At 72.4% G+C, this 11,992-nt stretch carries 10 protein-coding genes; 4 read left to right on the plus strand and 6 right to left on the minus strand.

Features of this window, described 5'->3' with window-relative positions; genetic code table 11:
* Window positions 1–139 precede the first annotated feature (139 nt).
* From ACQPZK_RS30095 to ACQPZK_RS30105, 3 genes are all read right to left on the minus strand, one after another.
* On the minus strand, window positions 140–1,846 hold the full coding sequence (locus ACQPZK_RS30095; RefSeq protein WP_433536106.1) for a bifunctional metallophosphatase/5'-nucleotidase: 1,707 nt from the start codon (window positions 1,844–1,846) through the stop codon (window positions 140–142).
* Window positions 1,847–2,224: 378 nt separating this feature from the next.
* Entirely contained in the window at window positions 2,225–2,875 is a 651-nt protein-coding gene (locus ACQPZK_RS30100) for a histone deacetylase (protein ID WP_433536107.1), read from the minus strand.
* 4 nt (window positions 2,876–2,879) lie between these two features.
* Window positions 2,880–3,659 carry a phosphodiesterase gene (locus ACQPZK_RS30105; RefSeq protein ID WP_433536108.1) on the minus strand — a complete coding sequence of 260 codons (780 nt, stop codon included), beginning with the start codon at window positions 3,657–3,659 and terminating at the stop codon, window positions 2,880–2,882.
* A 162-nt stretch (window positions 3,660–3,821) separates the two neighbouring features.
* Here ACQPZK_RS30105 and ACQPZK_RS30110 point away from each other — a divergent pair, with 162 nt between their 5' ends.
* Complete coding sequence (locus ACQPZK_RS30110; protein WP_433536109.1) at window positions 3,822–5,231, plus strand: diguanylate cyclase; 1,410 nt, start codon at window positions 3,822–3,824, stop codon at window positions 5,229–5,231.
* Window positions 5,232–5,431: 200 nt separating this feature from the next.
* Here ACQPZK_RS30110 and ACQPZK_RS30115 read toward each other — a convergent pair whose 3' ends face one another.
* The gene (locus tag ACQPZK_RS30115; RefSeq protein WP_433536110.1) at window positions 5,432–6,493 is read right to left on the minus strand and encodes an aspartate-semialdehyde dehydrogenase; all 1,062 of its coding nucleotides are present in this window, start codon (window positions 6,491–6,493) and stop codon (window positions 5,432–5,434) included.
* Between the two features lie 5 nt (window positions 6,494–6,498).
* Window positions 6,499–7,764, minus strand: coding sequence for an aspartate kinase (locus ACQPZK_RS30120; RefSeq protein WP_234583260.1), 1,266 nt, complete (start codon window positions 7,762–7,764; stop codon window positions 6,499–6,501).
* 268 nt (window positions 7,765–8,032) lie between these two features.
* On the opposite strand from ACQPZK_RS30120, the gene ACQPZK_RS30125 reads away from it, so the two are divergent.
* Together ACQPZK_RS30125 and ACQPZK_RS30130 are read left to right on the plus strand one after the other, a co-directional pair.
* A complete protein-coding gene (locus ACQPZK_RS30125) occupies window positions 8,033–8,818 on the plus strand; it encodes a hypothetical protein (protein WP_433536111.1) in 786 nt (261 codons plus the stop codon).
* 84 nt (window positions 8,819–8,902) lie between these two features.
* Window positions 8,903–9,433 carry a nitroreductase family protein gene (locus ACQPZK_RS30130; RefSeq protein ID WP_433536112.1) on the plus strand — a complete coding sequence of 177 codons (531 nt, stop codon included), beginning with the start codon at window positions 8,903–8,905 and terminating at the stop codon, window positions 9,431–9,433.
* A gap of 4 nt (window positions 9,434–9,437) precedes the next feature.
* Here the strand turns inward: ACQPZK_RS30130 and ACQPZK_RS30135 are convergent, their stop codons facing one another.
* On the minus strand, window positions 9,438–10,424 hold the full coding sequence (locus ACQPZK_RS30135) for a DUF5937 family protein (protein WP_433536113.1): 987 nt from the start codon (window positions 10,422–10,424) through the stop codon (window positions 9,438–9,440).
* A 74-nt stretch (window positions 10,425–10,498) separates the two neighbouring features.
* On the opposite strand from ACQPZK_RS30135, the gene ACQPZK_RS30140 reads away from it, so the two are divergent.
* Window positions 10,499–11,770 (plus strand): MFS transporter, encoded by a 1,272-nt coding sequence (locus ACQPZK_RS30140; protein WP_433536114.1) that lies wholly within the window; start codon window positions 10,499–10,501, stop codon window positions 11,768–11,770.
* Window positions 11,771–11,992: the final 222 nt, after the last annotated feature.

The raw sequence follows: 11,992 nt of genomic DNA on the forward strand, positions 1-11,992 counted from the left end.
AGGTGACCGGCAGGAACAGGGCGAGGCGGATGCGGGACGAGGCGGATGCACGGCCAGACGCCAGCGCGGCCAGACGGCAGCAGGGACGGGTCGGGCCCCGGAGCATTCGCTCCGGGGCCCGATGTCGCGGGGTCGGCCGTCAGGCGGCGGGGACCTCGGCAGTGGTGCGGATACGGTCGAGCGCCGGGGCGGAGACCGGCGACTGCGCGGTCAGGTACGCCACGAAAGCGTCCAGGTCGATCTGGCCGGTGACCTGGTTGGTGCCGGCGGTGAGGGCGCTGAAGCCGTCGCCGCCGCCGGACAGGAAGTTGTTCACCGTCACCCGGTAGGTGGCTGCCGTGTCGACGGCGGTGCCGCCGATGGTGAGGCTGCCCCGGACCACGCGGGTGCCGGCACACGGGTCGGCCGCGGTCCCGGTGGTGCCGGCCGGGTCGACCACGTAGCCGACGGTCGACGACGGGTACAGGGTCCGGGCGGTGACGAACTGCTGCTCCAGGACACAGTAGAGCTGCGCCCCGGTCAGGTCGAGGGTCACCAGGTTGTTGGCGAACGGCTGCACCGTGAATGCCTCTTCGTAGGTCACCGGACCAGCGTTCAGGTCGGCCCGGACACCACCCGGGTTCATGAACGCGGCCACCGCACCCTGTTCGTCGTCGGTGGCGGCCAGCTGCGCGTCGGCGATCACGTTGCCCAGCGGGGATTCGCCCAGGGTCGTACCGAATAGGGTTTCCTGGGTTTTGGTGATGGCCTCGGTGGTCACGCCGACCTGGCGGTCGGCGACCGGGCCGAGCACGGTCTTGTACCGGTCGATGAGGGCGGTCTGCTTCGGGTCCTTGGCGACGTCGCGGGTGACGACGACGTTGTTGGCGGCGGCGGAGACCACGTCCCCACTGCGACGGTCGATCTTGAGGTCGATGTCGGTGACGAGGCGGCCGAAGGAGCTGGCGCTGGTGACCAGCTTGCCGTTGATGTTGCAGTTGTACGCCTGGTGGGTGTGGCCGCTGACCACCACGTCGATCGACGGGTCCATCCGGTTGGCGATGTCCACGATGGGCCCGGTCATGCCGACGCAGTCGTTGATGCCCCCGGTCGCCGCCTGGGCGCCGCCCTCGTGCAGGAGCACGACGATGGTCTGTACGCCCTTGCGACGCAGCTCGCGGGCGTACCGGTTGGCGGTCTCCGCCTCGTCGGCGAAGGTGAGACCGGCGACGCCCTGCTGGCTGACGATCTGCGGGGTGCCCTCCAGGGTCATCCCGATGAAGCCGACCTTGATGCCCTGCACCTTGTGGATCGCGTACGGCGCCATGAGCGGCTTGCCGGTGGCGGTCTTGAAGGCGTTGGCGGAGAGGTACGTGAAGCCGGCGCCCCGGTACGGGGTGCCGTCGGCGCAGCCGTCGACCGGGTGGCAGCCGCCGTTCTGGATGCGCAGCAGCTCGGCGGCGCCCTCGTCGAACTCGTGGTTGCCGACGCTGGCGTAGTCCAGGCCGGCCATGCTCAGCGCCTCGATGGTCGGCTCGTCGTGGAACGCGGCCGAGAGCAGCGGGGACGCGCCGATCAGGTCGCCGGCGGCGACGGTGATGGTGTTCTTCTTCTTGGCGGCGGCACGCAGCTCGGCCAGGTGGGTCGCGAGGTATTCGACACCGCCCGCGGTCTGCCCGGCGATGGTGCCGCTGGAGCCGCTCGGCGGTTCGAGGTTGCCGTGGAAGTCGTTGAGAGCCAGCAGGGTGACGTCGACCGGCTTCGGTCGTGCGTCGGCCTGCTCAGGCGTGGTGGCGACCGCGCCGAGCGCAGCCACCGCGAGCGCGGTCAGGCCGACAGCGGCCCGACGCATCCCGGGAATGGACATGGAACTCCTCGTGAGAATCGGCGTGTACGGTGCCCGGCCGGTGGGTCGGGCGGCCGCCTGTCGACGCCGTCGGAAGGATCGATCACGCTTGGCGGCGGTTGTGTCGTCGCCCGCCCGGCCAGCCTCTCATCCGGACGCTGACCCGTCGAGCCGAGCACGATGGCAGAGCTGCGAATACACCGATCGGCCCATCGTCGGTCACCGACCAGATCACCGCGATCGACGTCCACGAGGGACTCCGCTGGCGTCGCTCGCTCAGCGGGAGGCGCAACACACGACGAAACTCCCGCCGGCCCGTCCATCCGGTCCGATGATCACGCGGGTCGATCCGGCCGGTGAAACATCGCCGCCGACCCGGATGAAGCCGGGCTCGGCCGGTCACGCGGTGGCGAGCGCGTCGCGGACCAGTGTCGCGACGGCGTCGGGCGGCCAGCCGACCGCGACTCCGGGGCGCTGCGCCAGGTAGTCGACGATCCGCTCGGCCGGCCAGGCGTGGGACTCGTGCAGCCCCTGCGCGATCATGCGCAGGTAGGCGGGTGCCGGTGGCCGGTGCGGCACGGCGGACGCCGGTTCGGGGGCGGTGAAGGTGAGCATCGGGATGCCGGCACGCCGGCCGGGGCAGAGAAGGGTTTCGTAGCGCCCCGGGCCGAGCATCGCCCGCCCGTCCGCGACGGCCTTGTCGACGGCTGCGCCGGTCGCCGGGAGCAGGTCGGCGGTGTCGCCCAGTGGACGGTACATCTCCTGGGCGGCGATGTCGGTGAACTGGTCGATGGTGACCAGGTAGGCCCTCGCCGCGGCCTCGCCTGGCAGCTCCGGGTCGTAGAAGGCCATGCCGCCGGTCCACGCGCCGGACTCGCCGGCGAAGTAGATCCCGCCGGGCATCCACACGGGGGCCGAGCGGCTCGGTGGGCGGGTGTCGCGGCAACCCGGGTACGTCCGCCGACCGCCGGGCGGGCAGCCGCCGTTGATGTACCAGGCCAGCCGGGCGGCGTGCATGTTCGAGCCGTACGCGACGTACCAGACGAGCACGACGTCAGAAGCCGCAGGTCTGGCCGGCCGAATGGCTGACCTGCACCGAGTGGGTCACGCAGCCGTCCGGCTCGATCCGGTGCAGCAGGAAGGAGCTCGGCTCGGCGACCCAGCCGATCACCTCGTCCGTGGCCATGGTGAGGGTGCTCTGTTTCCAGGTGCTGGGCGCCACGGTCAGCACCGTGCCCGCGTACCCCGTGGTGACCGTGCGGTGCAGGTGCCCGGCGGCGACCCGCACGACGTGCCGGTGCCGGCCGATCACCTCGGCCAGCGCGGGCCCGTCGGCGAGGCGGATGGAGTCCGCCGCGGGGATGCCGACCGCGACCGGCGGGTGGTGCAGGCAGACGATGGCGGGCACCTCCGGCCGGCCCGCGAGAACCCCGTCGAGCCAGCCGAGCTGCTCCTCGCCGAGCTGGCCGGCGTCGCTGCCGGGGACGAGCGAGTCGAGCACGACGATGGTCGCCGCCTCGTGGTCGACGTGGTAGTAGGCGGAGAACCCGCCGCCGAGCCACGGCGTGCCGCCGAAGGCGTCGAGCAGCGACTCGCGGTCGTCGTGGTTGCCGGTGGTCAGGTGGATTGGCAGTGGGAAGCGCCCGATCAACTCGCGCAGCGCCGCGTACTCGTCGGGTCGGCCGTGGTCGACCAGGTCGCCGGTGATGACCACGCAGTCCGGTCGCGGGCTCAGGGCGAGCACGCGACCGAGCGCCCGGTGCAGCCCGGCGGCGGGCTCGGCGGCGAGCAGGCCGGTGGTCAGGTGCGGGTCGCTGATCTGCGCGATGAGCATGCTCGCCTCCGGGACGCCGAAACCCCCACGCTATCGCCCGCCGCCTTTCCCCACAGGCCCGTCCACAGCCTGTGGATAGCACATGTGTACGAAGCCGGAAGGCCGCCCCGCAAACGTGAGTACGCTTGATCCAGCCCCTCCCCTACCTGGAACGACGTGCGAGTGGATCATCAGCGAGTCATCCGTGACGTCACCGTCCGCCTGTCGATGGCGTCCAGCGCGCCGGAAGCCTGTCGGTGGACGGTCAGCGCACTGTCCCACCACACCCCGGCCACCATCTCGGTGCTGCTCGAGGCGCACGACCGGCTGCGCTGCGTGGCGGCGACCGGCGCGTGGCAGGTCTTCGCGACCGTGCCGGCGCGCACCGGAATCGTCGGCCGGGTGTACGCCACCGGCACCGCCGCCGTGGTCCCGGACGTCACCGTCGACCCGGACTACCTACCCGTACGCCCCGACGTCACGACCGAGCTGTGCGTTCCGGTTCGCGACCCGCACGGCCGGGTGATCGGCGTACTGGACGTGCAGTGGAGCGACCCGGTCGACCTGCGGCCGTGGCGGGAGACCGCACAGCGGCTGGCGGGCCGGCTCGGCGCGCGGATCGCCGCGCTGGGCGGCCCTCCGTCCGAGAGCCGCAGCGAGAAGCTGCTCCGGCACGCCGCGGCACTGTCCGCCGCCCCCACCGAGGCGGCCGTGATCAGCGCGGCGACCGAGGCCGCCCGGGAGGTGTCCACCCTCTCCACCGCGCTGTTGGTGATCGGCGGTCAGCTCGGCCCGTCCCCGGCGGCGCCGGATGACCTGGAGACCCTGATCCGTGCCGAGCTGGCCGGCGCGGGCCCGGCCGCCCTGGAGAGGATGGTCGAACGGGCACACCGGTACGGCGCCGGATACACGCTGGGCGAGGCCGGGCATCCTCCGACCGAGGACTATCGACCGCTGACCCGGGCGGGGGTATGCACGCTGGTCGCCGTGCCGGTCGGCCCGGCGGACGCCGGCGGAGTGCTGCTGGTCGCCGACGAGCGCGCCCTGCACCCGGACCCGACCACGATCAGCCTCATGGAGTTGCTGGCCGGGCAGGCGTGGACCAGCCTGGACCGGCTGCATACGCTCGCCCGACTGCGGGAGCAGGCCAGTTCGGACCCACTCACCGGGCTGCGGCACACCGGCCCGTTCGGGCAGCGGATCGCGGCGGCCACCCCGGGGCGTACGGCTCTGCTGGCGATCGACGTGGACGGCTTCAAGACGGTCAACGACACGTACGGGCACCAGGCCGGCGACCAGGTGCTGGTCGGGTTGGCGCGGGCGCTGGAGGGCGCGCTGCGGCACGGCGACGAGCTGTACCGGATCGGCGGCGACGAGTTCGTGGCGGTGATCGAGGTGAGTCGCCCCGAGGAGGCGGTCCGGATCGCCGAACGGTTGGCCGAGGCGGCGCGCCGTACGGGCCGCACGATCAGCGTGGGCGTCGCGCTGCCGAGACCAGGCGAAACCCCCGACCGCACCCTGAAAAGAGCCGACCAGGCCCTCTACGCGGTCAAGCGCCAAGGCCGAGACGGAGTCCACCTCTCCGCGGCCTAGCCCCCGCCGCGCACCCGCCCCCCGCCCGCGCCCGCGCCCGCGCCACTAGCGCGCCGATCTTGCACTTTCGGTTGCCGTTTTGCCCACCTTCACGCGATTTGCGGCGACAGAAAGTGCAAGATCGGCGCGGCGGGAGGGGTGGGAGCGGGCGGGAGGGGGCGGGACGCGCGCGGGGCAGCGCGGAGCAAGGCAGAGGGGGGTTACGGGGTGCGGAGTTCTTTGGCTAGGAGTTCGGCTATCTGGGCGGTGTTGAGGGCTGCGCCCTTGCGGAGGTTGTCGCCGGTGACGAAGAAGTCGAGGGCGCGGGGGTCGTCCAGGGCGCGGCGGATCCGGCCGACCCAGCTCGGGTCGGTGCCGACCGCGTCGATGGGCATCGGGAACTCGCCGGCCGCGGGGTCGTCGACCACGATCACGCCCGGCGCGTTGCGCAGCGCCTCGCGGGCACCCTCGGCGTCGACCTCGGTGGCGAAGACGGCGTGTACGGCCACCGAGTGGGCGGTGACGACCGGCACGCGGACGCAGGTGGCGCTGACCTTGAGATCGGGCAGGCCGAGGATCTTCCGCGACTCGTTGCGGATCTTCATTTCCTCCGAGGACCAGCCGGCGTCGGCGGACGAGCCCGCCCACGGCACCACGTTGAGTGCCAGCGGCGCCGGGAACGGGCCGAGGTCGTCGCCGACCGCCTGGCGGACGTCGCCGGTGCGCGAGCCGAGCGCCCGGTCCCCGGCGACCTTGGCGAGCTGGTCGTGCAGGATGTCCACGCCGGCCTGGCCGGCCCCGGAGACCGCCTGGTAGGAGGCGAGCACCAGCTCGCGCAGGCCGTACTCGCGGTGCAGTGGCGCCACCGCGATGATCATCGCGAGGGTGGTGCAGTTGGCGTTGGCGATGATGCCCCGGGGTCGGTTGCGGACCTGCTCGGGGTTGATCTCCGGAACGACCAGCGGGACGTCCCGGTCCATCCGGAAGGCGCCGGAGTTGTCGACCGCGATCGCGCCCCGCTCGACGGCGATGGGCGCCCACTCGGCGGAGACCTCGTCCGGCACGTCGAACATGGCCACGTCGACACCGTCGAACGCCTCCGGGGTCAGCGCCTGGACGACGATCTCCTCGCCCCGGCAGCGCACCCGCTTGCCGACCGACCGCTCGGAGGCGAGGAGCCGGATCTCGCCCCAGACGTTGCGACGCCCGGTGAGCAGCTCGCACATCACGGTGCCGACGGCACCTGTCGCTCCGACCACGGCGAGGGTGGGCAGCGCCGTCATCGGCGCTACCTACCCGTCCCGGCGTAGACCACGGCTTCGGTGTCGCCACCCAGCTCGAACTGGTCGTGGATGGCGCGGACGGCGGCGTCGAGGTCGGTGTCGCGGCAGACCACGGAGACCCGGATCTCGGAGGTGGAGATCATCTCGATGTTGACGCCGGCCGCGCCGAGCGCGGCGAAGAAGCCGGCGGCCACCCCGGGGTGCGAGCGCATGCCGGCACCGATCAAGGAGACCTTGCCGACGTGGTCGTCGTAGAGGAGGCCCTTGAACTTGACCGGTTCCTGGATCTTGCTGAGCGCGGCCATCGCGGTCGGTCCGTCGGCCTTGGGCAGGGTGAACGAGATGTCCGTGCGGCCGGTGCCCTCGGTGGAGACGTTCTGGACGATCATGTCGATGTTGATCTCGGCGCCGGCGACGGTGTCGAAGATCCGAGCGGCGGCACCCGGCTCGTCGGGCACGCCGACAATCGTGATCTTGGCCTCGCTGCGGTCGTGCGCGACCCCGGTGATCAGTGCCTGCTCCACGGAAAGGTCCTCCATCGATCCGGTGACCATCGTGCCGGTGTTGGTCGAGTATGACGAACGGACGTGGATCGGCAACCCCGCCCGGCGGGCGTACTCCACGCTACGTAGGTGCAGCACCTTCGCGCCGCAGGCGGCCAGCTCGAGCATCTCCTCGTAGGTGATGTCCCTGATGTGCCGGGCGTTGGGCACGATCCGCGGGTCGGCGGTGAAGATGCCGTCCACGTCGGTGTAGATCTCGCAGACGTCGGCGTGCAGGGCGGCGGCGAGCGCCACGGCCGTGGTGTCCGAACCGCCCCGGCCCAGCGTGGTGACGTCCTTGGTGTCCTGCGAGACGCCCTGGAAGCCGGCCACGATGACCACCGAACCCTCGTCGAGCGCGCCCTTGAGCCGCCCCGGGGTGACGTCGATGATCCGGGCGCGACCGTGCACCGAAGTGGTGATCACGCCGGCCTGCGAGCCGGTGAACGAGCGGGCCTCGTACCCCAGGTTGTGGATGGCCATGGCCAGCAGGGCCATGGAGATCCGCTCCCCGGCGGTGAGCAGCATGTCCAGCTCGCGGCCCGGCGGCAGCGGGCTGACCTGGTTGGCCAGGTCGAGCAGCTCGTCGGTGGTGTCGCCCATCGCGGAGACCACCACCACCACGTCGTCGCCGGCCTTTCGGGCGGCGACGATGCGTTCCGCCACCCGCTTGATGCGCTCGGCGTTGGCGACGGAGGACCCGCCGTACTTCTGCACCACGAGTGCCACGACGGTGCACTCCCTCCCAGCGACCCTGAGCGTGCCGACGCCGCCGGAATTGGGGCCGGCGGCGCGTGTCAGACCCCCTGAGCGTATCCGGCGGGTCACGACGGCGGGTCGGGTGATCCCACCATCCGGCCCGCGCGGCCGTCCGGCCGACGCGCTTGGCCAGGTCCGCGACAGGCCAGGGGTACGCGGACAAGCTGCCCCGACACGCCGGGAGGCGACCGCTGTGCGCCGTTGCCCGCAGGTGCCCCGCACCCACCAGAATGGGCCGGTGCCCGTCCTCTCCCGCTCGGCCGGCCGCGTGCTCGGACCGCTCGTGCTCGCCCTGCCGGTAGCCCTGGTCGCCTGCGACAGCGCCCAGCCCCCGCCCCCGCCGCCGGCCGACCCCGGGCCGATCCAGGTGGACGGCACCCGTGACGAGTTGGCCGCCCTGGCCGCGGCCGCGCAGGATCGCCACCTGGTGGCGCAGTACGTGTTCAGCCGGAGCGGCCAGCCCGACCGCACCATCGTGTTCACCAGCGCGAACGACGGCAGTTGGCGGGTCGACGTGCCGGGTGGCGCGCTCGGCGGCGCCGCCGACATCTCGCTGGCCGCCACCCCCGACGGGCTGTTCCAGTGCGCCCTGCCCTCGACGGGCCACCCGGAGCCGGCGCGCTGCGTACGCCTCGGCGACCGCGACGACGCAATCCCCCGCCGGCTGGACCCGCGGATCCAGCATCCGCTCACCGACTGGCTGGACGTGCTGACGGACCGGCGCGCGCCGCTCGCGGTTGCCGAGGCCGCAGCGCCGAAGGGCCTCACCGGCGCCTGCTACTCGGTGGACTCCACCTCCGCCTCGCTCAACGCCCCACTGGACGTCGGCATCTACTGCTACGACCCGGACGGCACGCCCACCGGTGTCCGGACGGCCTCCGGAACGCTGCGGCTGGCCACCCCGCCAGGCGCGGCCCCCGCCACCGTGCAGTTGGCCGGGCCGGTCGTGGACGCGGAACCGCTGGACACCGCAGCCCCTCCGACTCCCGATCCGTCACTCAGCCCGAGCGCGGGAACGTCCTGATCTTCGTACCGTTACGGGTGCTCTTGCCCACATCTCCGCAGCCCACTTTCCCCCGCTAATCGCCCATACGGGACGATTGCCGGCATGGCTGACCTGACTCCACTCCTCGCCTTCCGCTGGAGCCCCAGGGCCTTCGACCCGAGCGCCACGTTGACGCCGCAGGAGGCGGCATCGCTGCTGGAGGCCGCGCGGTGGGCGCCGTCGACGGACAACGGGCAGCCCTGGCGGTTCGCCCTCGGGCACCGAGACGACGAGAACTTCAAGCGCATCCTGATCAACCTCCCGGACGGCGACCAGTGCTGGGCCCGCCACGCCGCGACCCTGGTCGTCGGCGCGCACACCGGCGGCGACACCGAGCGGGCCGCGTACGACCTCGGTCAGGCGATCGCCCATCTGACTCTCCAGGCCACCGCGCTCGGCCTGCACGTACGCCAGCTCACCCGGTTCGACCGGGCCGGCCTCGCCACCGAACTCGACCTGCCCGGCGGCATCCGACCGCTGGTGGTCGCCGCCGTCGGACGACTCGGCGACCCGTTCGCCCTGCCGGCCGAGCTGCGCGCCAGCGAGACCGGCCTGCGGCACCGCCGCCCGGTCGCCGACCTGCTGCTCGCCTGACCTCTCAGCCGCCCCGGCTGGCGCGCAGCAGCACCGCCGCCGCGTCGGTGTTGCGGTAGAGGACGTGCCGACCCTGCCGGGCGCGATCGACCAGACCGGCGGCGTGCAGCGCGGTCAGGTGCGCGGAGACGTTCCCGGCCGACATCCCGGTACGTCGGGCCAGGTCGGTGGTGGTGGACGCCTCGTCGAGCAGGTACAGCAGCGCGGCCCGGCCGGAGCCGACCACCCGGGCCAACGGGTCGCCCGGTGGCGGCGCGGCCGTCTCCCAGAGCGTCCCGACCGCCCGGACCGGGTACGCGGCGGCCGGCAGCGACTCCTCGAGCAGGTTCCACAGCACCCGCCGCTGACTGAAGACCGTCGGGTTCAGCGCCAACCCACGGTCCCGGAGGTCGAAGTCCCGCTCGAACGGGTCGTCGCTGACCACCCGGTCGCCGAGCCAGCGCAGGCTCGGGTGGAGCTGCTCGAAGAACCGGCCGGCGCCGTTCTCGGCGAGCTGGGCGGCGCGGTAGGCCACGTCGGCGTCGAGCAGCGCCCGCATCCGTGACCAGTCCGGGGCGATCGCCTCGTCGTACCAGACCCGCATCGCGTCGACGAGCTGCGGCAACAGCCCACGGGGGTCGGCGAGCAGCGCCTGCCCGAACGGGCTCAGCGGCCGACGCGAGGTGGTCGACAGCAGGTCCTGGACGACCACGGCCGACGGCGTGTCGGCGATCTGGTCGAGCTGGTCGGCCATCTCCACGTTCGGCCGGGCCGCCGGGGTGATGAAGTCGGGCAGCGGGCACCCCCGCCAGGTCAGCTCCACCAGCGGTCGGACCCGCTCGGCCACCTCGGGGCGGCGCAGCGTCACCCGGGCGCGGTCGATCCAGGGCAGGTGCACCGCGTGGTGGACCGGGCTGGCCAGCGCCCACATGCTCATGACCGTCTCGTTGGCCGGCGACACGGCGAGCCGTACGCCCGCCACGTCGGCCAGGCTGAACCGCAACTCGGACACACACACCCCCGCAGGATTCGACCCAGCCTAAAAGGCTCGCCCGATCTCGTGGGGGAACGGTTCACTTGCCTGCCATGGGGACCAGAGACACCATCCGTACTGCCGTGGCGAACGTCGTACCGCCGGCCGGGTTGACCCGCGCGCTGGCCGTGCAGGCCATGGTCTACGCCGTCGGCAGCGGCCTGTTCCACGCCGGCAGCGCCGTCTTCTTCACCCGGGCGCTGGGGCTCAGCGCCGCCCAGGTCGGGCTGGGCCTGTCCATCGCGGCGGGGGTGTCGCTGCTGGGCACCGTGCCGCTGGGCGGCCTCACCGACCGGTACGGGCCGCAGCGGGTGTGGGTGGTGGGGCTGGTGCTGGACGCGGCGCTCTTCGCGTCGTACCCGTTCGTGGGCGGCTTCGCGAGTTTCCTCGCCGTGGTGGTGGCGTTGGCGGCGGTGGAGGCGTCGACGGGCGTGGCGCGGCAGGTCTACTCGATCAACGCGCTCCCCCCGGCCGAACGGGTCACGGCGATGGCGTACCAGCGGTCGTCGTTGAACGTGGGTTTCGGACTGGGCGCGGTGATCAGCGGCCTGGTGCTGGCGGTGGACACGATCGAGGCGTACCGGGCGATGGTCTGGTTCATCTCGGCGGTCTTCCTGGTCACGGCCCTGTTCGTCCGGCGACTGCCCCGGCTGCCGCAGGTGTCCAGGCCGGTCGAGCCGATGGGCCGGCTCGCCGTGCTGCGGGACCGACCGTTCATGGCGGTGTCGCTGCTCTCCGGGCTGCTCACCGCCCACGGGGTGCTCTACCTGACGGTCCTGCCGCTCTGGATCCTCACCCACACCGACGCCCCGAAGACGGTGATCGCCGCGCTGGTGCTGCTCAACACGGTCCTGATCGTGCTGCTTCAGGTACGCGTCAGCCGGGGCGCCGACACTGCCCCGGGCGCGGCGCGGGCCTCCCGCCGTGGTGGTCTGCTGATCGCCGTGTCCTGCCTGGTCCTGCCGATCTCCGGGCTCACCCGGGGCCCGCTCACCGTCGTGGTGCTGGTGATCGGCGCGATACTGCTGATCCTCGCCGAGCTGATCGACTCGGCGGGCACCTGGGGGCTCGTCGCCACCCTGCCGCCAGCCGCACAGCGCGGCGCGTACGTGGGGGCGCTGCGGCTCGGCGAGCAGGTGCAGTACCTGATCGCCCCGGCCGGGTTGACCGCCCTCGGGGTGAGCACCGGCGGCTGGGGTTGGTTACCGACGGCAGCGATCTTCGTGCTGGTCGCGGCGGCAATCGTGCCCGCCGTGGCCTGGGCCCGACGGACGCCGAGGCTGGGTTCCCAGGCCCCGGAGCCGACGATGACATCGATCCCATAGTCCGGACCAGCCTTTGCACCCCTCGTTCCATCACGTAGGGTGACCTGGTCATGTGGCAGGCGCTTCTCCTCCTTAGCCGCCGCGACGAGGCCTGACCGGCCGGCACCTCGTCGCGGAGTCGCATCGCGCCGTCCAGCACATCTGAGTTTCCTCTCGGCACCGCCGCGCATCGTCGCCCGGCAGTCCGCCGACACCTTCCGATCTGCTGACGCCACATGTTCC

The sequence above is a fragment of the Micromonospora sp. CA-249363 genome (assembly GCF_050950185.1).
GTDB lineage: Bacteria > Actinomycetota > Actinomycetes > Mycobacteriales > Micromonosporaceae > Micromonospora.

Bases quoted from the DNA above. Each gene is read 5' to 3' on its own strand.
- ACQPZK_RS30130 (WP_433536112.1), top strand. From the start codon at position 8,903: ATGGCTGACCTGACTCCACTCCTCGCCTTCCGCTGGAGCCCCAGGGCC.
- ACQPZK_RS30115 (WP_433536110.1), bottom strand. From the start codon at position 6,493: ATGACGGCGCTGCCCACCCTCGCCGTGGTCGGAGCGACAGGTGCCGTC.
- ACQPZK_RS30140 (WP_433536114.1), top strand. From the start codon at position 10,499: ATGGGGACCAGAGACACCATCCGTACTGCCGTGGCGAACGTCGTACCG.
- ACQPZK_RS30105 (WP_433536108.1), bottom strand. From the start codon at position 3,659: ATGCTCATCGCGCAGATCAGCGACCCGCACCTGACCACCGGCCTGCTC.
- ACQPZK_RS30095 (WP_433536106.1), bottom strand. From the start codon at position 1,846: ATGTCCATTCCCGGGATGCGTCGGGCCGCTGTCGGCCTGACCGCGCTC.